Consider the following 21,318-nt stretch of genomic DNA (forward strand, 5'->3'; position numbering starts at 1 on the left):
GAACGAGATCGCGGCGGGATAGGAGCCGCCGCGCCCGTGTCACTGATTGCACTGGCAGGCTCGCTGCGCGCCTCCCAGCGACGTCGGTGGCAGCCAATAGCCTGGTGTAGATGCCCACCTCGAGTCTCGATACACCTTCGCTGCGTAAGGCACGTGGGGCCTTCTTTACGCCTGACGGAGTGACGCGGCACCTCGCGGAGTGGGCGATCCAAAGTGCCGATGACACGGTCCTTGAGCCAGCCGCGGGGGAGGCGGCGTTCCTCGTGGCCGCAGTTGACCGGCTCCGCGCCCTTGGTGCAGCGGAGCCAGTTGTGCACGGCGTCGAGCTTCATGAGGCGTCCGCGCGCGTCGCTGGCGAGCTCGTCGCTGATGCTGGCGGAGTTGCAAAAATTCGAGTTTCAGACTTCTTCCTCACCGAGCCCAGTGGTACCTACTCTGCCGTGATCGGCAACCCGCCGTTTATTCGGTACCAGGACTTCTCGGGCGACGTGCGTGACCGTGCCCGGTTCGCCGCGCAGGCCCAGGGTGTCGCTCTCACTGGGCTCGCTTCGTCGTGGGCCGCCTTCGTGGTGCACTCGGCTGCGCATCTGCGACGCGGCGGACGGCTCGGCATGGTGCTCCCGGCCGAGCTGCTGAGCACGAACTACGCGGCACCGGTGCGCTCCTTCCTTCTGTCACGCTTCGAGTCGGTGGAGCTCATTACATTCGAGACGCAAATCTTCCCGGACGCCGAGGCCGACACTGTGCTGGTGAAGGCCGCGGGCTGGCTGGGGGAGCCCGCGGGGGTCGCGACTCTGCGGCAGACCCGTGATGCCACGACCCTCGGCAACTTGGATGAGGGAACGACGTGGGCGACGACGGATCCCGCGGCTCGTTGGACGCCGTTGCACATTCAGGACGCCACTGTTGAGGCCATCGCACGGCTTATGCCATCCGGGGCGTTCGTGCCGCTGCAGGAGTTCGGTGAGACAACGCTCGGCATGGTGACCGGTGCGAACAAGTTCTTCACGCTGTCGCCGCAGCGAGTGCAGGAACTAGGGCGTGTTGATCAAGAGGTTCCGCTCCTCGGTGGGTGAGTCTTGAACGGTGACGCGACAGGAGATCTCTGACGAGGTGTGGGCCGTGATGGAGCCGTTGATGCCGACGGTGACCGGTCGGTCGCGGCCGTGGACGGATCACCGGCTCGCTATCGAGGGGATGGCGTGGAAGTACCGGACCGGTGCGCCGTGGCGTGACGTTCCGGAACGGTTCGGGAAGTGGAACTCGATCTACAAGCGGTTCAACCGGTGGGCCGGGGACGGCACCTGGCAGAAGCTGCTCACCGAGGTGCAGAAGCAGGCCGACGCCGCTGGGGAAATCGACTGGGTCGTCTCGATCGACTCCACGATCGCGCGCGTGCATCAGCACGGCGCGACCCTCGCCCGGGACACAGGGGGCTGTGCCGAATCACAAGAATCCGTGGTCCGAGCCGCCTGATCACGGGATCGGACGCTCCCGCGGCGGGCTGACGACCAAACTGCACCTGGTCTGCGACGGGCGCGGCCGGCCGCTGAGCATGATGATCACCGCCGGGAACATCAACGACACCACGATGATGAGCGCGGTGCTGGAGAACATCCGCGTTCCCCGCGACGGGAAGGGCCGCCCCCGCACCCGCCCCGACCGGGTGCTCGCCGACAAGGGGTACCCCTCAAGGGCGAACCGCGCCTGGCTCCGCGACCGGAGGATCGCGGCGACCATCCCCGAGCGGGACGACCAGATCGCGCACCGCCGCAAGAAGCCGGGCCGGCCGATCGCTTTCGGCGACAAGCAGAAGGAACGCTACAAGGGACGCAACGTCGTAGAACGCTGCTTCAACCGTCTCAAGCAGTGGCGCGGCATCGCGATGCGCTCGGACAAACTCGCCCGCAACTACCGAGCCGCCGTCAGCCTCGCCGCGGCGCTGATCTGGATCAAGACCGATCTCCGCTGAGCGCTTCGCGCTCCTGCAGCGTGCGCTCAAGCTGTCCCACCGTCGGCGCACCCGCAAAGCCGCGCTCGGTCAGATAGACCCTGCACGCCAAGTCGGCAGTGTTCCCCTGGGACGGGAACAAGTCCTGACCGTCCAGAAGAATCGTGGGCGAGCCCGCGAAACCAGAGCTCACCGCCTCAGCCTCGGTGCGGATCAACACGAACTCCACCGGAACATCGCCCCGTCCGATCGAGTCGAGCACCAGCCGTACTCGATCGCCCGCCTCCTGCCAATTCGGGCAATCCTCGATATGCAGCACCTGGATCTTCACACGCCCATTCTCCCGCGCAACTCACGGCGGCTGGCCACCCCGCACCTTCTTGATCAACACGCCCTAGGCATACCGCGACGCGACCTGCGCCGCGTTTCGCCTCCTGGCAGTTCGCACCTCCGTGGCCTCGCGCTCACTGATTCGGCGATGACTCGACTGGGGCAGGCAGGGCAAGCGACGTGGTTGCTCTATCCGAGCAACCACCCAGCTTCGGAGACCCTGGCCTACATCGAGTCCGGACACGCTACGGGCGTGGACACCGCATATAAGTGCCGCGTTCGAAAGCCCTGGTGGAGAGTGCCGGTGCTCGAGCCGGCTGATCTGCTGCTGACCTACATGAATGCTGATACCGCTCGACTCACGACGAACCAGGCCAGCGCACTCCACCTGAACAGCGTCCACGGCGTCTACTTGAAGCCTGAGGTGCGTGACGTCGCTCGGGAAGTCTTGCCGGTTGCTTCGCTCAATTCGGTCACGTTGCTCGGTGCCGAGCTTGTCGGTCGCAGCTATGGCGGTGGCGTGCTCAAGATCGAACCGCGTGAGGCTGACCGATGGTGGATGCCGAGCGTCGTGACGATGACCAAGCATCGCGATGCGCTCGTCGAGCTGAAGCCACGGGTTCAGCGGCTGTTGCAGACCAAGAATCTGCTTGGCGCGGTCGCCTTGGTTGACGAGGTGATCCTCGGCGACCTTAGCGAGGCGCAGCTACGCGCGGTCCGCGACGACCACGCCGCATTCATGCAGCGACGAGTGACAAGGGGAAAGAGTGGCTGAACCGAGCCTGAAACAGAGGGCTTGGCCGCTCTTTGACCGCATCGTCGAGGTGGCAGCCGCTAGGTCAGAGTTCAAAGATGGGCCCTGGCGCGGTGACGATTATGTCCCCGACATCCCAACTCTCCAGACCTTGCTCGGCGTTCCCCGGTTACTCAACGCAAATAGTCAAAGCGGCGTGCCAGCGCTCGCGCTCGACGTGTGGGTCGCATACGAACTGAGGCGAGCGGGGTTCGCGTACGACGCTGTCTGGCCGCGCGCAACTCACCCTCGGGTCATGCCGACCCCGGTAGCGAACTATGTCGCGGGTACGACCAAGGATCTTCGTGCGAAGGTCGGCGCGCAACTTGCGCGACAGACGCCGATGAAGGGCGTCGTCGCTACAGACGCCAAGGTCCTCGGGCGCCACTACATCAAGCAGGTGGATGTGGTCATGTCCGCCTGGGAGACGGGACCCGAAATCCTCATCTCAACGAAGCGCATGGATAGCTCGTTCGGCAAGAACGCGGCGAACCGAATCGAGGAGGCGTACGGCGACGCCAAGAACCTGCGTAGTCGACACCCGCTTGCTGCACACGGCTTTTTGTATGGACTTCGCTCGACGATCTTTGAATCGGAGCCAGACAAGGCCAGGTGGCTGATCGACTTGCTGGGGAAGCTCTCGCAGGAGGACGACGCGTACGACGCTGTGTGTCTGCTCATGTTGCACTACGAAGGTGCGGCCCCGGAAGGTTCGGAGGGAGGGCATGAGGATGAGGGCGACGCCGTCCTGAGCGAGCTCAGCACTGAGATCGAGGTCGATGCCCAGGAGGACGAGGGTAGCGAAACTGAAGCCGTCAGCGTTGAAGTCTCCGGGGTGGAGATTGAGACGGCGATCGCCAACTTGCCGACGGTGAGCATCATCGATCACCCAGATGTTCCGAGAGAGCTCGGAGCAGGGGTGTTCCTGAAGAAGACCGTGGAGCACGTCCTCCGGTCTACGCCAATCACGATGCACCGCAAAGCCCGAGTCCTCCATGGGTGGCCCGTGGGCGAGGACCCCGAGGCGACGAAGAAGCGGGCCAACGCGGCTGGCGGCGCCGCTTCGTGATTGGCGCACGGCGACGCGTCGGAGACCGAGGCGTCGCCCTCCGACGCGCTGACGTCGAGAGCGCCGGGGGCATGCATTCGGACTCAAGGTCGCGAAGAATGCCGCGAAGCCACTCAAGGCAACTCGACTCAGGGCAATGCACGCAGGCACTGTATGTGTAAACACTCGCAAGTTAGACATTAGCGGCGTACGCTGAACCTGTGCGCGGGGGACTCGAGCGCTGGAAGCGGGGTGTCGGATCGCAGGGGGTTCGGCAGGCGATGGCCTACGCGTTCAAGGGGAGCTGCGACTCGCACCTGCGCGCGGTGACGGGAGTCGAGGCGCTCGCGGCGTACAGCCGCGCAGACGCCCAGCATGTCACCCGATTCACGGTGGAAAACTGCGCGGTGACCGTCGACGGCCTCGACGCCGCTGCGCTCCGCCGCTGGGTCGACGGCCGCGACCCCGTCACGGACGTTCCGCGCGGCCGCGAACTCGGTTCGCCACAGGCCGATCTGATCTTGGACGGCACGATCAACGCGCCGAAGTCCTATAGCATCGCGGCCCTGATCAACGACGACCTCGCCACGGAGTTCGAAGCGCTGCAAGACCGGCTCCGCACGCGCATTATGACGACCTGGCGGCGTGAGCTGAACGCGCGCCGAGGCGCGGGCGGCAGCATCCGGGAGTCGCTTCACCGGATCGAAGTTGTCGAACTTCAGCACAGGCGTTCGCGGGCTTTGGACCCGCACATCCACCGGCACCTATGGCTGAACGTCAAGGTGCTCGGCGAGGACGGTAAGTGGTCGAACGTCGACTCCCGGGTAGCGATGAAGCTGCACACGCTGATCAACGCGGAGGGCGAACTCGCGGCGCGCACCGACCCGGACTGGATAGCAGCGCTCGTGCGCAACGGCTACTCGATCGGCGACGACGGGGAGATCGCGCAACTCGCCCAAGCTGTCCGGCCGCTGTCGCGGCGCTCGAACCAGATCGAGGCGAACCGCGCCAAGCTTCTTCTGAAGTGGCGCTCGGAGCATCCCGGCCAGGAGCCCGACCACGACGTGCTACAGCACCTCGACCGGCTTGCGTGGGCGAAGAACCGCCCGGACAAGCCCGGCGCCGTGGACGAATCGGAGTGGGAGCAGCTCATCCGAGACGAGCTTCACGCGATCGACGCCGGGATACTCCGAGAGCGTTCGGCAGCCCGCTCGTGGCCAGCAGCGATCGAGACGCTCGACCGCGACCTGCTCGCTGCCAAGGCGATCGTGGATGCCGATAGCCGGTCGACCGCGTGCGGGGGGAGGTTCAGTAGCTATGACCTTCGGGCCGGCGCGACGCGGGCGGTCGCTGCATCCGGAGTGGTTGCCCGCCGCGACAACCTGCAGGTGCTGATTGACGACGTCGTGGCGCGCGGGCTCACCCAGACCGTCGACCTGCTCGAAGCCGAGGGCGATCGCCCACAGCACATCAAGGGATTCATGGCGTCATCGACTGCCCGGCTGAAGGTCGAGCTCGCCGCCAGGTTCGACGCCCTGACGCGGGTCGGCGAGTCGTTCCGCCCCCGCGCGATCCTCGACATTGCAGGCGCGGTCCTCGATGCTGATGTCACGCTCGACGAGGGACAGATCACAGCGGCGTCGGCGATCGCCGGAACAGATCGGCTCGTCTCGGTCACGGGCCCCGCGGGCGCTGGAAAGACGACGATGCTCAGGGCCGCTCGCATCGCGCTCGCTCAGCAACAACGTCAGCTCGTCGTCGTCGCGCCGACCAAGAAGGCAGCGTCTGTCGCGGGCCGCGAGATCGGCGTGACCGCCGTGAGCCTGCATGCGTTGTTGGCCGACTATGGATGGCGGTGGGGTCGCGACGAAGCCGGCGCGGAGGTGTGGAGGCGACTGCAAGCGGGCGAGATCGATGAGTGCGTCGGGCGGATCTACACCGGCCCGCGCTACTTTGCACTGGGCGCAGCTGACCGGGTCGTCGTCGACGAGGCGGGGATGGTCGACCTGCACACCGCCAATGCCCTGGCGGCTATCGCAGCAGAGACGGGCGCGGGCATCGCGATGGTCGGCGACCATCTGCAGGCCATGCCCGTCGGTCACGCCGGTGCGATGGCATGCATGACCCGACGCGCGACTGCGGTCGTCGAGCTGACGGCGGTGCATCGCTTCCGCGATCCGAGCTACGCCGCGCTCACGCTCCGCATGCGGGAGCCGGCATCCAAAGAAGCCGCGCTCGCAGTCGCGACCGAACTCGACGCGCGCGAACAGATGCACCGTGTGACGGATGCCGCGCAAGCAAGGGATGTGATGGTCGAGGCGTACTTCCGTTGGACGGCCGTGCGCAAGCGAGTCGCCCTCGTCACGAGCACGAACGATGAGGCGGATGCGATCAACGAGGCGATCCAGGAACGCCGAGTTGAGCTCGGGCAGCTGCATCCGGATCGTCTTGTGGTTGGGCAGGGCGAACAGCGGCTACTCGAAGGGGACATCGTTCAGACGCGGCTCAACGACCGAGTGGCGGATGTTGAAAACCGCGCGCTGTGGACGATCCGCCGGGTCCGCGCGTCCGATGTCGAGCTCGTCGCCCTTGGCGATCGTGGGGACGTGCGGCGCGTGTCGCTCGACTACGCGGCCGAGCACATGCACCTGGCCTACGCGTCGACAGTGCACGGAATCCAGGGCGAGACGACGGATGCGTCGGTGGTCGGGCCGGGCGTGGATGCCTCGGGACTCTATGTCGGCATGACCCGCGGGCGGGTTCACAACGAGGCGATCGCGATGGGGTGGACAGCCAGCGCCGCGCGCGAGCAGATTGCGGACAGCATGATGCGCGGCGTCGCAGAAGTGACGATCGAGGACTCGGTGCGTGCGGCGCGGGGCGAGTTGGGGAGGGCAGCGAAGGTGACTCGTGACCGAGGGTGGCGTGTCGGAGCGAATGACGATCAAAGCGCAGCGCGCCAGCTCGATCACTGGCTGATCTCGAGCCGGGGCGCGCTAGCGTCCCTCGATGCGCGGATCGCCGACGAGGAATCGCAAGGGCACGGTCGCGCGGTCGATTCGGGCGGTTGGCGTGAGCTTGTCAGTCTGCGAGCCCGTCTTAACGAGCGAGTCGCGGTGGCGTCTCGAAGCGTCGTGGAGCGTACTCGACAGGATGGGCATGTCCGCAATGTCGACCCAAGCCAGGTCGGCGTACGCGGGCATCGGAGTGAAGTGGCAGATCCCGTGGCGCGCGGTTCCCTGGTAGGGACTCGCGACGGGCTGGTCGGGCACTGAAAGGGCATTGACGAGTTGCCGAGCGGGCCGCTCATGGTGAACTGCCATGTCGGTCTGCGGGGACACCTCGTCACTCGGATCCTGACCCAGCGGGTATCCGTTGCGCGTAACCTCGACGGCGGCGACAAGACCTGGCGCCACGGCACCGAGATTGCGATCAGTACAGCCCTGGATGTATAGTCATTGCGTGCTGACCATTGCTTCCCGAATCGACGTGATGAACCGGCTGGGTCGGGCGATGGCCGACCCGAGCCGCTCCCGGATCCTGATGACCCTCCTCGGCGGGCCGAGCTACCCGGCCGAGCTCTCGCGTTCACTGGACCTCTCGAGGTCGAATGTCTCCAACCACCTGACGTGCCTCCGCGACTGCGGAATCGTGGTCGCCGAGCCAGAGGGTCGACAGACCCGGTACGAGATCGCTGATCCCCATCTCGCCGCAGCGCTGACGGCGCTCGTCGATGTCACCCTCGCCGTTGACGAGAGCGCACCCTGCGTGGACGACTCGTGCACCGTGCCCGGCTGCTGCGGAACGGCGGCAACCGCATGAGCGCGCCACTGACCACCAAGCGCCGTGCCACGCTGCACCGTCGCGTGCGCTTCATCGTCGGCTTCACGATCACCTACAACGTCATCGAAGCCATCGTCGCCGTCTGGGCCGGCGTGCTGGCCTCCTCCGCGGCGCTGATCGGCTTCGGCCTCGACTCCGTCGTCGAAGTCCTCTCGGCGGCCGCCATCGCCTGGCAGTTCACACGCAAGGACCCCGAGCGGTGGGAGAAGGTCACTGTCAAGGCGATCGGCCTGGCGTTCTTCGCCCTCGCCGCCTACGTCACCGTCGACGCCGTCCTGAGCCTCGTACAGACAGAGGGCCCCGACCACAGCCCGTTCGGTCTTGGCATCACCGCGCTGAGCCTGGTCGTGATGCCGTTGCTGGCGTGGTTCGAGATCCGCACCGGCCGCGAGCTCGACTCCAAGAGCGTGCTCGCCGACGCCAAGCAGCTCATCCTCTGCGTCTACCTCTCCGGCGCCGTGTTCATCGGCCTCATCCTCAACACTCTGTTCGGCTGGTGGTGGGCGGACTCGGTGGCGGCCCTCGTGGTCGCGGTGCTCGCGATCCGCGAAGGCCTCGAGGCGTGGCGGGGCGACGTCGAATCGCCCTTCGAGGTCCTCGAAGACCTCGAGGACGATGACGACAGTGAGGTACAGGTCCGATAACCGGGACCTCCCGATCGAGTGCACGCGCGCGACCACCGGCGAGGGGACCGACACCGAGCTGACCATTCACTATGGCAAGGTCGACGAGGAACGGTTCCTCGCGCGCTTGCTTACGGGCGGCATGTCCTCACTTCGGACACTGTCACCACCGTGGTCCATGCCGCCCAGGTCTGTGTCCTCACCTCACCGGCGACGTGACCTCGCACGAAGAGCGAAGAACCCACCGGCGAAAGCTGCAGCCAGTAGCGCGCCAGCCCCGATCACGCCGGCCACGACCAGTCCGGCGCCCTCGTTCTCCACCTCTGTGGTCTCCGAGGCGCGCGGCTGCGGCGCGGGTGTGCTCGCGGATGCCTCCGCGGTCGATTCGGGTTGTTCTGCAGGCTCGGGCACGGCGCCGGGCTGCGTGCGGGTGTCCTCGTTGCGGCAGGCGGGCTCATCCCATCCGAGCGCAGGTTCGGCGCCCTCAGCCGGCGCGTACGTGAACTCGTAGGACTCCGAGATGGGGTGACCGTCGCTGGAGACGGCATTCCAAGCAATCGTGTAGGTGCCGGCCTCTCCGAGCGCGACCGGCGTAGTCAGGACATTCAGGTCGATCGTCGAGCAGGACGTCTCGTAGTAGAGGCCGTCCGGCCCCTGCACCTGGGCGTAGCTCGCTTGCCCGAAGTCGATCAGCTCAGCGCTGAAGGTCAGCGTCACCGCGTCAAGCGCCGCCACCGTCGTGCCCGCCGCTGGGGACGCTTCGAGGAGGTTGTCGTGCGCGGAAGCAGACTGGGCCGGGAGCAACACGAGAGTTGCGGCAGTGATCAGCCCCGTGAGGGCTCCGAGTCGTGTGTGGCGGCGGTGGGCCATGAGTGTCCTTTCGATGAGGGCGGGATAGATGCAACGTGGTCGGCCGAGCCGAATCGACGCCCGACGGTGGCCAGGAGAATGGGCAGGATCGCGCCGACGATCGCTATGAGTCCGGCGTTGCGTTGGTCTTCGATCGGTGAGGCCCCCCATGTGCGCCCCATCGCCCCGAACCAATCCGCGAAGGCGAGCCCTGGCTGAAGCAGATTCCAGAGTCCGAGCGCCGTCGCAGCGATCGTGATGGCGCCCGTGACGGCGGCACGCACGGCCGGCCGCGCGGATGTCAGGACGTTCCAGGCCAGGAGGCTCCCGACTGCGAGTGAGTGCGCGATCGCCCATTCGTGGCCGAGCGGATCGACGAGAGTCCAGGATAGGACGCGAGTCGCGCCGAGGCCCCACAGAGTCGCCACCATCAGGATTGTCGCAACCGCCGAGTGCCGGAGGATCCGGAGGGCGGGTGATCGGGTGGCAGCCTGGAGCCACTCGCGGATCCCGTGGCTGCCATCGTTGCGGTGAGCGATTGCTTCGAGGGCGAGGCGATACGGGGCACCGAGGACCAGAAGCGGCGGGATGACGAGGAGCAACTGGATCCTCCCAAGCATATTCATGCTGTGCAGGTAGTCGCCGTACGCGGCTGCCGCGCCTGACGTAGTCCAGAACAGCAGCAGCATTCCACATGTCCAGAGGACCGTTCTGGACTTCGGCCAGGCCCGGCCAACGCGGCGCAGGCGGCGGACCCCGGCGAGATAGAACACCACTCCGCCGGCCGCGACGACGGCCCACAGCAGATCGACCTCCCAGGCTGTGAGCCACGCCAGCGGCGTGAGCTCGGGCGGCAGCGGCGCCTCGGTGAGGATCTCTGCCGCTGTCGTGAGGGCGGGCGCGAGGACGTCGGCGGGAGCCGGGGTGCGCGCGAGCGCGGCGGCGGCGCCGCTGGCGATGCCCATCATGCCGAGCTCGGCGACGATGAGCCACCAGAACGCTGCCCCGCCCGTGCCCGTCATCCGGGCGATGAGGCGGCGACGATAGACCACGCCAAGCGCGCCGAGGACGAACAGCGCCACGGTCTTGGCGGCGAGCAGCGCCCCGTAGGGGCTGAGGAGTTCTCGCGGATCGGTGATCGACGTCAAAGTGCGGGCAGCGCCGGAGACGGCGACCAGCGCGAACGAGGCCAGTGCCAACGTGGAGTAGCGTTCCACCACGATGCGGACCCGCCCGGCCGTGAGCGCTGGGCGGAGGAAAACGAGCGTCACGAGTCCACCGAGCCAGACGGCGACGCCGACGACATGGATGATCAGTGCCATGACCGCGGCGTCGTGGTTGGCGAGGGTTCCGGAGTGGCCCTGGGTCGCCATCGGCACCAGTGCTGCGATGGCCACGAGCGCGGTGACGAGCGTCGATGCCCAGCCGCGAACCGCGAACGCGAGGATGGTGATGACGGCCGCGGCGACGGTGCTGATCAGCCATACGCGGCCGAGCTCCGTCTCGGTGAGGTATCGACCGAGCTGCTGACCGAACGCCATGCCAGCGGAGACTTCCGGGTTGAAAGTGGACACGAACGTGAAGAAGCCGGTGGCGCCCGCAGCCACCGTGAACACCGCAGCGGCGGCCGACGCCACGTCGAGGGCGAGGCTGAACTCGCGTTCTCGGGCACGGAGGGCGAACAACGCCACGATGAGAGCGCCGACCATGGTCGCGGCGGAGAGGTTCACGAGCAGCTTCACCACGGGCAAGCCCCAGCGGATGACCGGTCCAGGATCCGAGATCAAGCGCGGTGCCGCACCGCCGCCCATCAGCAGTCCGACGATGAGCGCGGCCAGGGCGGCCAGGGCGAGGATGAAGGGCCCTGTTAGCCGGAGCATGCGTGAGTTCATCGGCCGTCCCCATCGACAGCCGTCGGTGCGTCTTGCTGACCGGTCTCGACGTCTGGGGCGGTGCACTCACCGGTCGCGGGCAGCTGCTGGACCGCGGTGGAGAGCACGCCGAGCACCTCGTCGGCTGATACGACAGTGGTGTCGATGTAGGCCTGGGCGGCGGGTTCACGCCCGTAGGTGGTCAGGCGCAGGTTCGGCGTGTCGGTTTCGTCGACGATCCAGTCGACGCCGCCGATCGTCACGCATTGCAGCGTGGTCGGGGCGGGAGGCTGAAGGCCGCAGCTGCACACGACGGCCGTGGGGACGCCCCAGGCGCCGGTGGCCTGCGCGTCGGTCCAGCGCCGTTCGAGGTCGCCGATGGTCTCGGGAAGACGGACGGAGGCGTTCGCGCATAACGGGCTCTCCGCGTCCGCTGCGGCATCGAGCGAGACCGTGTACGCGCAGCTGGCTAGCGCTAGTACGCCAGCGAGGAGCGCGGCCGCGAGAACAGGGCGTGGACGCTTCATGAGAGGTTCCGTTCTTCGAGGCGGAGCGAAAGGCCGCGGCGCGCGATCCCGAGGAGTAGCAGTGCCAGGACCGCCCCGCCTGCGCCGATCGCGGTCGGCCACGGGCCCATCAAGACGGCGGGGGTCAGCCCGGTGCGCAGCGGGATGTCGCCGATCCGGGCCGCGGTCGTCCCGGCTGCCGCCTCGTCGAGGACGGTGCCGTCGGGAGCGATGAGCTGGCTCGTGCCCGTGGTGGAGATGTTGGCGACGGAGCGGCCCGTCTCGATCGCACGCATCCGGGCGGTGGCGAGCTGCTGGAGGTTCTCGTCGGTGCCGCGGAAGTCGGCGTTGTTGGTCTGGAACACGTATGCCTGAGCGCCGCCGAGCGCGCCCGCACGGATGACATCGTCGTAGATGACGTCGAAGCAGATCGCGAGCCCGAGCGCGACATTCCCGACCGTGACCAGCGGCGGATTCGCCCCTGGGGTGTACTCGCGCTGGATCAGCCCTATCAGCTCGGGGGCGATCGCCTCATAGAACCACCTATCGGGCACGTACTCGCCGAACGGCACGGGGTTGATCTTGTCGTGCATCTGCGGTGCGCCCTCCCTCGTCCAGAGCAGCGACGTGTTGTAGGTGTCGTCGCCGCGCTGGGTGGCGGCGTTGGCGAGCACCGGTGCCTCGGCCCGGCGTACGACGTCATCAAGCACCGCGGCCGTCGCCGGCTGGTTCAGAGGATCCGAGTCGACGGATCCTTCGGGCCAGACGAGCAGGTCCATGTCCTGTCCGAGCAGCGTCTCGGTGGCGGCCAACTGCGCGGCGAGGATGTCACCGGAGGCGCGCTCGTCGAAGTAGGCCGATGGCCCGTTCGCCTGCACCCAGCCGATCCGCAGCTCGCCTGCCGGGGTTGTTGGGAACGCCGGCAGCAGCGCGAGCACGACCGCGACTGCCAGCGGAATGAGACCGCGACGCGGCTCCCGTGCACGGCCCGCCTGGATCGCTGAGGCAGACAGGACGACGACGAGGAATGACAGTCCGCCCGTCCCTGTCCAGGATGCGATCTGGGCGAAGGGTCCGTCGACCTGGCTCAACCCGATTCGCGCCCATGGGAATCCCGTGTATGGCCATGCTCCGCTGACCAGCTCGCGCAGCGTCCACAACCCCGCGACCAGCAGTGGTGGCAGAACGACGCCGGCCCGTCGTGGCAACCACCGGTACGCGAGCGCGATCGGCACCGCCCCAATGGCGAACAGCGTCGCCTGCAACGCCGCCAGTGCGATCCACGGCAGCGGACCGAGGAACTCGTCCACCCAGATCAGATGGAGCGGGAAAAACCCGACGGCGAATGCGAGCCCGACGCCCAGCGCCCCGGGGACGCTCCGCCCGATCAGCGTGAGCAGGCCGAGCGTCACGGCGACGAATGCCGCGGGCCACCACCCGACGGCGGGGTACGCGAGGTCGAGGATCAGCCCACCGGCCAATGCGGTCGGCATGGCAAGGCGCATTCGCAGCAGGGGACGGGCTGCGCCGACCGGTGTGGGGGAGGGGAGCGTCTCAGTCGGCGATGGCGCGATCGAGGGCATCTGTGAGGTCCGTCAAGGAGGTGAGCTCGAGCTTCACGCCGTCAAGGAAGAACGTGGGCGTGCCAGTGACACCCATCTCCTGCCCCTCCAGGAAGTCCTCCTCGACGCGGGCCTGCGTCTGCGGGTCTGCCACTGCCGCGTCGTACGCGTCCATGTCCAGGCCCAGCTCCTCGGCGTACCCGCGGAAGCGGGCAGCCTCGGATGACTGGCCTTCGCCCCACTCGATCTGCGTCTCGAACATCCGGTCGTACATCTCCTCGAACCGGCCCTGCTGCGCAGCTGCCTCGACCGCGACGGCGGCGTGCATCGAGTTGTAGTGGTTGGGGATCGGGAAGTAGCGCACGACGTAGTTGATGTCTCCGGCGTACTGTTCGCGGATCTCCTCGATGTACGGGTAGAACGCCCCACATGCCTCGCACTCGAAGTCGAGGAACTCCACCAGCGTCGGTGCGTCCGCCCCGGCCTCGTCGAGCACGTGGGAGTCACTGCGTGTGCCAGGCAGCGCACCGTCGTCGGGAGTCACCGGCGCTGGGCGGGTCACATTGACATACACGATCGCGGCGATCACGAGCACGACCACGACGACGATCGAAATCACGGTGGCCTTGACCGGGGTCGGCAGTTTCTTGCGGGTGGAGGCAGACGCGTTCACAGGGTCTCCTTGTCGGTGGGCGGATCGGTGGGGTCGTCAGTGACGGCGGCGAGATGCTCCTCGCGCAGTCGTGACACGACCTGGGCCAGCTGGGGGTCTTCGCCTCGGGCGAGGCCGGCGTATTCGAGGCGCAGCAGTTGCGGCGCTCCGTCGGGTGCGGTCAGGGAAGCCTTCACCCAGAGGCGACGGCGGGGCACCAGCAGTGCGGTGATGAGTCCGGTCGTCGCGATCGACGCGAATGCGAGCACCCAGATCGCGCCCCCGTCGCGCTGAATCTGCAGCGACACGAACCGCTTCACGGAGGACAGGAGATCCCCGGTCCCGGCGGCGTCCTCGAACGTGATCGTGCCCCACCCGTTCGGCAGGTTCGCGGTCTGTCCCGGAGTGAGCTCGATGGATTCGAGTCCGGTTTCGCCGCCAGTGACCTGCGTCATCCCTGACGTGTCGAGCGTGTACACGGAGCGCGGCGTGCCGTCGTCGATGCCGAGGCTGCCGGAGAACACGTTGAAAGTGACGACCGGGTTCACCAGGTCCGGGTACACCGACGTGTACGCGCCGCTGGGGAGAGTGCCCTGGGTCGGATAGAAGAACCCGACCAGTCCGATCTGCTCGGGCAATCCGTCGGGTACCTTGAGGATGCCGAGCGAGGTCATCATCCCGTCCTGCGGCAGGAAGGGCTGCGATTCGCTGTAGACGACCTCGCCTTCCGCGTTGCGGATCGTGATCGTCGGGGCGTACCCGTTGCCGAGCAGGTAGATCCGGTCGCCTGCCACGTCGATGGGGTGGTTCACACGTACGACATCCTTGCGTCCGTCCGGATCGCCGGGGGCACGGATCGTGAGCCGGGCGGCGAAGTCGCCGGCCTGCCCCGCTCCGGGTGTCCCTGGAAGTTCGTACGTGACGTCGAATCGGTCGAGGGTGAGCGAATAGGGGTCAAGCGCGGTGTCGTCGACGAACCGACCCGGCGTGAACGAGGAATAGTCGCTGAGGCTGTTCACGAACGTGGAGCCCTCGACGATGACCCGCTGCCCCGTGTAGGCGAAGCCGCCCGTGATGAGGACGGAGACGAGCACCCCGACCAGGGAGGCATGGAAGACGAGGTTTCCGGTCTCGCGCAGGTAGCCCCGCTCGGCCGACACCGACCACACTCCCGCCGCGTCGTAGCGTTCGGTGCGGTACCCCTGGCGGCGCAGCAGCCGTTCTGCGATCGTGATCGCCGCTGGCGCTTCTGTCACTGCTTCCACGTGCGCGGGCACGTGCACGTCGTCGACGAGGTGATGGTCGAGCCTCTGCAACCGGACGGGCGTGCGTGGCGGGCGGGAACGGAGCGCCTTGGCATGGTGGCGCATGCGCGGGATGACGCATCCGATCAGCGAGACGAACAGCAGCAGGTAGACGGACGAGAACCACACCGAGCCATACAGGTCGAACAGCTGCAACGCGTCGAGCGTCGGTGCGATGTCGGGGTTGTCACGGAAGAACTGGGTCACGCCGTTCGGGTTCGCGACCCGCTGCGGGAAGATCGACCCCGGGACGGCGATCATGGCGAGCAGGAGCAGGAGCACCAGCGCAGTGCGCATGCTGGTCAGCTGCCGCCACGCCCACCGCAGCCATCCGGCGACTCCGAGCGTGGGCGAGGCGATCCGCTCCTCGTCGCCGCCGCGGTCGATGTGGTCGGCGGGGCGCGCGGGGTCGGTCGTCACGGGTTCAGAGCGGGAGGGTGACATTCAGCATCACCCCCTGCAGGATGGACATGAGCCGACTCCAGGCGCCGGTGACCATCAGGGCTCCGAGCAGGACGAGGACTGCGCCGCCGACGATGTTGAAGACGCGGATGTGGCGGCGCACGAATGTGACTGAACGGGTGGCCCATCCGACACCGAGGGCGAGCAGCAGGAACGGCAGGCCGAGCCCGAGCGAGTACGCGAGGCCGAGCAGGCCGGCCCGCCACGGGTCTCCGAGGTTCCACGACACCGACATGATCGCCGCCAGCGTCGGTCCGATGCACGGTGCCCACCCGATACCCAGTGCGACGCCGAGCAGTGGTGCTCCGATCAGGCCGAGATCGCCGCGCGATCGCAGCCGGATGGTGCGCTGGGCCCCGCGGAACACCCCGATGAAAACCAAGCCCATCACGATGACGAACACGCCGAGGATCCGGGTGAGGACGGCCGAGTACTGCACGAAGAACATCCCGAACACGCCGCCGAGGATCGTCATGGCCAGGAACACGACCGTGAACCCGGCGATGAAGAGCCCGACGCCGCCCACCATTCGCCACCGGGCGGCATTGCCTCCCTCCGCCGCGCCGACGGCGGACCCGAGGTAGCCGAAGTACCCGGGGATGAGGGGCAGCACACAGGGTGAGACGAAGGAGACAAGTCCGGCCAGGGCAGCGACGAGGATCGCGAGCCATAGGGCGCCGTCCACGACGATCGCGCCCATCTCAGCCGTCCTCGGCCAAGGCGTCGGAGACCAGCGTCGACAGGATCGACGCTGATTGCAGTTGCCCGATGATCCGCGCCGCGACCCGGCCCTGCCGGTCCATCACCAGCGTGGTAGGCGTCGCCTGGATCGGCGTCGCGGCGGCGAAGGCGAGCTTCACCTGGCCACTGTCCGCGTCGATCACACTCGGGTAGGTGATGCCGTTGTCTGCGGCGAAGGCGCGGGCCGTGGCGGGCTGGTCATAGATGTTGATGCCGAGGAACCCGACGTCCTCGGCCTGAAAGTCCTGCCAGACGTCCTCGAGCATCGGCGCCTCCGCGATGCAGGGGCCGCAGGCGGCGTACCAGAAGTTCACGACGTACACGCGGCCCGCGAAATCGTCGTCTGACACAGCTTCGCCGTGCTCCGTGACGCCGTCGAACACGACGGGCTCGCCCCGTTCTTCGGAGGCGATCGACTCGACGCGGAAGTCACCGGATTCGTAGGTCTGATTGCCGACGTCGTACTCAGCTGCGACGCCGTCCTGCGGCGCGCAGCCGACGAGCGCTGTCAGCAGGCCGACGGCGAGCACCGCCGCGAGAGAACGAGAAGGGGACGAAGAAGGGGATCGCAACGGGGAGGTCTCCAGGGGTGGGCGAGGCGGATGGATCACGCCCGGGTGTGCCACCGCGCGCCCCTGCCGCGGCAGCAGGCTGCGCGCGACGAGAAACGACCAGTCTCCGGGCGTGCGAACGACGCGCGCGGACAAGCGGCGTCGCGCACCGATCCGTTCAGGTCCGAGAAATTCCCAGCAGCGCCGGTGTCACCGCAGGTGAGAACGTTCGCACCCGCGGGAGCAGAGCAGACAGCGACGGGCCCGCCGCCGACATGATCGCGGTCGGCCGGAGGCCGCCCAGCGCGCGCCATCCGATGAGCGCCAAGAGCACACCGCACAGCGCGCCGAGCAAGCACATCCCGCCGGTTCCCAACTCGTCGTCCGTCGACGTGAGAGCGACGCTCACCTCGGCGTGAGAGGCCGGGGTATCCGCGGCCGCGGCCGTGACGGACAGCACCGATGTGCTCTCGAGGCTCTCGTGCGCAGATGAGGTCCAGATTCCCAGGAACATCAGAGCCGCAGTTCCCAGCGCCAGCAGCAGCTGAGCAACAGCCCGCCGATCGCCCCCCGTGAGGGTTCGGTGGGCGATCGGGTTCATGCATTCCAGGGTAGTCGCGGCTGCTGAGAGGTGCGTGCCACTCTTATTTGCGCGCACGGGGGTGAACGTGCTCGTCCTGCCGGGCCGCGCCGCTCACAGTGGAGTGGGCGGCCCGGACGCAGTTGACGATGACGATGACCTCAGCGACCTCTGCACCAGGACGACGCCATGTCATTCTCTACTTCTCAGTTCCCGTCGCTGCGGATCATGAGGACGGCCCCCGCGATCGCGGCGGTGACGATGACGACGTCGGCGAGGTTCCCGATGAACCAGTCGCCGTAAGCGAGGAAGTCCACGACATGGCCGCGGGCGAATCCCGGTTGGCGGAAGAGGCGGTCGCCTGCGTGTGAGGCGGCGGCCCCACCGAGCGCGCCAGTCACGATCGCCCACCCGGGCTGGCGGACACGGAACGCGAAGACGATCGCGGTGACCGTGGCGGCGACGGCGAGCAGCGCGAACACCCAGGTGGCGCCCTCACCGACGGAGAATGCCGCACCGGGGTTGTAGGCCAGCTGCAGTCCCAGCACGTCGCCTACCAGCGGGATGCGCTCTTCCTCGGTGAGGGTGGCTTCAGCCCATGCCTTTGTTCCCTGATCGGCCAGGAGGACGATCGCGGCGAGCAGCAGCGATCCCGCCGTGAGCCGCCAGCGTTCCTGCCGAGGTTCTTCTCCGGGCCCGAGCTCGACGTCGCCTGTCGGTTCCGGCATCATGCGAGGACCTCGACGAGGCGGAGGATGACGCCGGATTCGATCAGGATGAACAGGCCGAGGCCGATGAACACGGCCGGCACGAGCCAGTGCTCGACGCGTTCCAGCGTCTCGGTGACGGTCTTGTGGGTTCCGATCAGCCGTCCCGCCGTGCACCAGACGGCCACGAGGGCGAGGAACACGACGATCATGATCGCGACCTCGCCTGGCTCGCTGGTGCGGAAGATCGGGGTGTAGAGGGAGATGTTGTCGGCCCCGTTGGCGATCGTGATCCCAGCCACGCCCCACATCCCGACTGCGGTGATCTTGTTGTCGTCATCGTCATCGTCATCGTCGTCGTTGCGGCGTAGGCCGCGCACGAGCGTCCAGATGCCGATGCCGAGCGGGATCGGGCCGAGAAACCCGACCCATTCGTCCGGGACTATCGTGAGGCCGAGTGCGGCGACCACGCTGATGACGACGAGGGTGATGAATCCGAGGTACTGACCCGCGACGATCTGCCACGGTCGCGGCTTCCCCCGGCCGGAGGCCAGGAACAGCACGGTGAGCACGACAATGTCGTCGATGTTGGTCGCAGCGAACAGGCCGATCGCTGAGCCGATGGTCGCGAGCATCAGCTCTCCAACCGTGGGGCGCGGGTGCGGGCGGCGCGCAAGCCGTTGAGGATCACGATGACCTCCGCGATCTCGTGCACCAAGACGACAGCGGCGAGCCCCAGGATCCCGAACAGCGCCAGCGGGAGCAGCGCGGTGATGATCAGCAGCGACAGGATGATGTTCTGGTTGATGATCCGTCGACCCCGCCGTGCGTGGTCGAACGCCCGCGGGATGAGGCGCAGGTCGTGGCCGGTGAAGGCGACATCGGCGGACTCGATCGCCGCGTCGGAGCCGGTCGCTCCCATCGCGATGCCGATGTCCGCCGCCGCGAGAGCCGGGGCGTCGTTGATGCCATCACCGATCATCGCGACCGGTCCTGCCTTCGACAGCTCACCGATCGCCGCGGACTTGTCCTCCGGGCGCAACTCCGCGCGCACGTCGCCGATCGCGGCCTGCGCGGCCAGTGCCCGGGCGGTGCGGACGTTGTCGCCGGTGAGCATCGTCAGCCCGACGCCCTGACCGGCGAGGGTCCGCACGACCTCGGGGACCTCTGGGCGCAGCTCGTCGCGGACACCGATCGCAGCGACCGGAGCCCCGTCACGGTGCACGATCACCACGGTCATGCCCTGCTCCTCCAGGCCTGCGACCCGGTCGCCGAGCGCGCCGGCGTCGAGCCAGCGCGGGCTGCCGACCGTGATGCGAGCGCCGCCGACGGTGCCTTCGATGCCATGCCCTGCCTGCTCGGACACGCCGGCGGCCGCCGGGACGCCGGGGGCTGCTCCGGTGATCGCCGCGGCGAGGGGGTGAGTGCTGTGCTGCTCGAGTGCCGCCGCCCACGCCAGCGCCTGGACTTCGGTCACGCCGTCCGTGGTGAGGACGGCGGTGACCGCCGGCTCGTTCCGCGTCAGGGTGCCGGTCTTGTCGACGGCGACGTGCCGGATGGTGCCGAAACGCTCGAACACCGCACCGGACTTGATGATCACGCCGAACTTGCTGGCCGCCCCGATCGCGGCGACGACGGTCAGCGGCACCGAGATCGCCAGCGCGCAGGGTGAGGCGGCGACCAGCACGACGAGCGCGCGCGTGATCCACACCTCCGGGTCGCCCAGCAGCGACCCGATGATTGCCACCAGCGCAGCGAGAATCAGCACACCGGGCACCAGCGGTCGCGCGATCCGGTCCGCGAGGCGCGCTCGCTCGCCCTTCTCCGCCTGCGCCTGCTCCACCAATTCGACGATGGTGGTGAGCGAGTTGTCGGTGCCCGCCGCTGTCGTCTCGACCTCCAGCGCCCCCGCGCTGTTGATCGCGCCGGCCGACACTGCATCCCCGGGCTCCACCTCGACCGGGATCGACTCTCCGGTGATCGCGGACGTGTCCAGGCTGGAGCGACCGACGCGGACGATCCCGTCAGTCGCGATCCGCTCGCCCGGACGGACGAGCATGACCTGCCCGACCACGAGGTCCTTTGCGGCGACTTCGAACGAGGCACCGTTGCGCTGCACGGTCGCGGTCTCCGGCACGAGCTTCAGCAGCGCCCGCAGCCCGCCACGGGCGCGGTCCATCGCCTTATCCTCCAGCGCCTCAGCGATCGAATACAGGAACGCCAACGCCGCGGCCTCTTCGACATAGCCGAGGATGACCGCACCGACCGCACTGATCGTCATCAGCAGCCCGATGCCGAGCTTGCCCTTGAACAGCTTCCGGATCGCACCCGGCGTGAACGTCGACGCGCCCAGCAACAAACCAACCCAGAACAGCACGAGCGCCGGAATCTCCGCCCCTGACCACTCGAGGACCAGCCCGGTGAGGAACGCGACACCTGAGAAGACCGGCACCATGACGCCGCGATCCTTCCACCAGGGCTGCTCCGCCTCCTCGAGATCCTCGTCCACCGCTGCGGGGGACTCGTGGTCGCAGCCGCACGCCGCGCTCACGCGTCCACTCCTGCGCCGCAGCAGCCGGGCACCGTGCACTCCGAGTCCACGCACGGCGCGTGCTCGTCGACAGCCAGCGTCACGTCCACCAGCGCAATCAGGGCAGCAGCGAGGTGCGGATCGGCGATCTCGTAGCGCGTCTGACGGCCCTCCGGCTCAGCGACGACGATCCCGCAGTCGCGTAGGCATGTCAGGTGGTTCGACACGTTCGAGCGCGTCAATTCCAGCTCGCGGGAGAGCACCGCGGGGTAGCTCGGGCCCCCGAGCAGGGTCATCAGGATCCGAGAGCGCGTCGGATCCGCCATGGCACGGCCGAGCCGGTTCATCACGTCAAGACGGGAAGCAATAGACAGCATGTACTGACTATACATTGCATGCTGACCTATCGCGAATG

21 protein-coding genes are annotated in these 21,318 nt (G+C 67.6%); 7 read left to right on the plus strand and 14 right to left on the minus strand.

Annotated features, from left to right (window positions below; genetic code table 11):
* The first annotated feature begins 110 nt into the window (after positions 1–110).
* Both E3O41_RS02065 and E3O41_RS02070 read left to right on the plus strand, forming a co-directional pair.
* Positions 111–1,076, plus strand: coding sequence for an HsdM family class I SAM-dependent methyltransferase (locus E3O41_RS02065; protein ID WP_135011929.1), 966 nt, complete (start codon positions 111–113; stop codon positions 1,074–1,076).
* A 49-nt stretch (positions 1,077–1,125) separates the two neighbouring features.
* Positions 1,126–1,972 (plus strand): IS5 family transposase gene (locus E3O41_RS02070; protein WP_233449959.1). Its coding sequence is split into 2 segments (ribosomal slippage): positions 1,126–1,431 and positions 1,433–1,972, totalling 846 coding nucleotides; the frame shifts between segments, so codons are not numbered across the junction.
* On the opposite strand, the gene E3O41_RS02075 is transcribed toward E3O41_RS02070, so the two are convergent.
* The gene (locus tag E3O41_RS02075) at positions 1,953–2,282 is read right to left on the minus strand and encodes a hypothetical protein (protein ID WP_026095586.1); all 330 of its coding nucleotides are present in this window, start codon (positions 2,280–2,282) and stop codon (positions 1,953–1,955) included. The genes E3O41_RS02070 and E3O41_RS02075 overlap by 20 nt on opposite strands.
* Between E3O41_RS02075 and E3O41_RS02080 the strand changes: the two genes are divergently transcribed.
* The 5 genes from E3O41_RS02080 to E3O41_RS02100 all read left to right on the plus strand — a co-directional run bounded on the left by E3O41_RS02080 (position 2,262) and on the right by E3O41_RS02100 (position 8,609).
* Positions 2,262–3,056 (plus strand): hypothetical protein, encoded by a 795-nt coding sequence (locus E3O41_RS02080; protein ID WP_483403591.1) that lies wholly within the window; start codon positions 2,262–2,264, stop codon positions 3,054–3,056. The genes E3O41_RS02075 and E3O41_RS02080 overlap by 21 nt on opposite strands.
* Positions 3,049–4,143, plus strand: a complete 1,095-nt coding sequence (locus E3O41_RS02085; RefSeq protein ID WP_205631781.1) for a hypothetical protein — start codon at positions 3,049–3,051, stop codon at positions 4,141–4,143. The genes E3O41_RS02080 and E3O41_RS02085 overlap by 8 nt, the downstream gene beginning before the upstream one ends.
* Positions 4,144–4,343: 200 nt before the next feature.
* Positions 4,344–7,397: an AAA family ATPase gene (locus tag E3O41_RS02090; RefSeq protein WP_067028635.1), complete on the plus strand. Its 3,054-nt coding sequence runs from the start codon at positions 4,344–4,346 to the stop codon at positions 7,395–7,397.
* 187 nt (positions 7,398–7,584) lie between these two features.
* Positions 7,585–7,944 carry a Cd(II)/Pb(II)-sensing metalloregulatory transcriptional regulator CmtR gene (gene cmtR, locus E3O41_RS02095; protein WP_067028632.1) on the plus strand — a complete coding sequence of 120 codons (360 nt, stop codon included), beginning with the start codon at positions 7,585–7,587 and terminating at the stop codon, positions 7,942–7,944.
* Positions 7,941–8,609 carry a cation diffusion facilitator family transporter gene (locus E3O41_RS02100; RefSeq protein ID WP_134746267.1) on the plus strand — a complete coding sequence of 223 codons (669 nt, stop codon included), beginning with the start codon at positions 7,941–7,943 and terminating at the stop codon, positions 8,607–8,609. Before cmtR (E3O41_RS02095) ends, E3O41_RS02100 begins: the two co-directional genes overlap by 4 nt.
* Before the next feature lie 183 nt (positions 8,610–8,792).
* On the opposite strand, the gene E3O41_RS02105 is transcribed toward E3O41_RS02100, so the two are convergent.
* The 13 genes from E3O41_RS02105 to cmtR (E3O41_RS02165) form a co-directional block, all read right to left on the minus strand.
* On the minus strand, positions 8,793–9,305 hold the full coding sequence (locus E3O41_RS02105) for a copper resistance CopC family protein (RefSeq protein ID WP_240482502.1): 513 nt from the start codon (positions 9,303–9,305) through the stop codon (positions 8,793–8,795).
* A gap of 107 nt (positions 9,306–9,412) precedes the next feature.
* Positions 9,413–11,329 (minus strand): bifunctional copper resistance protein CopD/cytochrome c oxidase assembly protein, encoded by a 1,917-nt coding sequence (locus E3O41_RS02110; RefSeq protein ID WP_083991096.1) that lies wholly within the window; start codon positions 11,327–11,329, stop codon positions 9,413–9,415.
* Positions 11,326–11,835: a DUF3515 family protein gene (locus E3O41_RS02115; protein ID WP_067028624.1), complete on the minus strand. Its 510-nt coding sequence runs from the start codon at positions 11,833–11,835 to the stop codon at positions 11,326–11,328. The genes E3O41_RS02110 and E3O41_RS02115 overlap by 4 nt, the downstream gene beginning before the upstream one ends.
* Positions 11,832–13,319 carry an apolipoprotein N-acyltransferase gene (gene lnt / locus E3O41_RS02120; RefSeq protein ID WP_067028621.1) on the minus strand — a complete coding sequence of 496 codons (1,488 nt, stop codon included), beginning with the start codon at positions 13,317–13,319 and terminating at the stop codon, positions 11,832–11,834. The genes E3O41_RS02115 and lnt overlap by 4 nt, the downstream gene beginning before the upstream one ends.
* 49 nt (positions 13,320–13,368) lie before the next feature.
* Positions 13,369–14,049, minus strand: a complete 681-nt coding sequence (locus E3O41_RS02125) for a DsbA family protein (RefSeq protein ID WP_240482501.1) — start codon at positions 14,047–14,049, stop codon at positions 13,369–13,371.
* Complete coding sequence (gene resB / locus E3O41_RS02130; protein ID WP_067028618.1) at positions 14,046–15,776, minus strand: cytochrome c biogenesis protein ResB; 1,731 nt, start codon at positions 15,774–15,776, stop codon at positions 14,046–14,048. Before resB ends, E3O41_RS02125 begins: the two co-directional genes overlap by 4 nt.
* A complete protein-coding gene (locus E3O41_RS02135) occupies positions 15,757–16,494 on the minus strand; it encodes a cytochrome c biogenesis CcdA family protein (protein WP_067028615.1) in 738 nt (245 codons plus the stop codon). The genes resB and E3O41_RS02135 overlap by 20 nt, the downstream gene beginning before the upstream one ends.
* A gap of 1 nt (position 16,495) precedes the next feature.
* Entirely contained in the window at positions 16,496–17,065 is a 570-nt protein-coding gene (locus E3O41_RS02140) for a TlpA family protein disulfide reductase (protein ID WP_099566341.1), read from the minus strand.
* A gap of 199 nt (positions 17,066–17,264) precedes the next feature.
* Positions 17,265–17,687 carry a hypothetical protein gene (locus E3O41_RS02145; protein ID WP_067028612.1) on the minus strand — a complete coding sequence of 141 codons (423 nt, stop codon included), beginning with the start codon at positions 17,685–17,687 and terminating at the stop codon, positions 17,265–17,267.
* Between the two features lie 185 nt (positions 17,688–17,872).
* Positions 17,873–18,397: a signal peptidase II gene (locus tag E3O41_RS02150; protein ID WP_083991094.1), complete on the minus strand. Its 525-nt coding sequence runs from the start codon at positions 18,395–18,397 to the stop codon at positions 17,873–17,875.
* Complete coding sequence (locus tag E3O41_RS02155; RefSeq protein ID WP_067028610.1) at positions 18,394–19,008, minus strand: cadmium resistance transporter; 615 nt, start codon at positions 19,006–19,008, stop codon at positions 18,394–18,396. Before E3O41_RS02155 ends, E3O41_RS02150 begins: the two co-directional genes overlap by 4 nt.
* Positions 19,008–20,924 carry a heavy metal translocating P-type ATPase gene (locus tag E3O41_RS02160; protein WP_173849920.1) on the minus strand — a complete coding sequence of 639 codons (1,917 nt, stop codon included), beginning with the start codon at positions 20,922–20,924 and terminating at the stop codon, positions 19,008–19,010. The genes E3O41_RS02155 and E3O41_RS02160 overlap by 1 nt, the downstream gene beginning before the upstream one ends.
* Positions 20,921–21,280, minus strand: a complete 360-nt coding sequence (gene cmtR, locus E3O41_RS02165) for a Cd(II)/Pb(II)-sensing metalloregulatory transcriptional regulator CmtR (protein WP_067028645.1) — start codon at positions 21,278–21,280, stop codon at positions 20,921–20,923. Before cmtR (E3O41_RS02165) ends, E3O41_RS02160 begins: the two co-directional genes overlap by 4 nt.
* Between the last annotated feature and the right edge of the window lie 38 nt (positions 21,281–21,318).

This window comes from Microbacterium sediminis, assembly GCF_004564075.1.
Classification (GTDB): domain Bacteria; phylum Actinomycetota; class Actinomycetes; order Actinomycetales; family Microbacteriaceae; genus Microbacterium; species Microbacterium sediminis.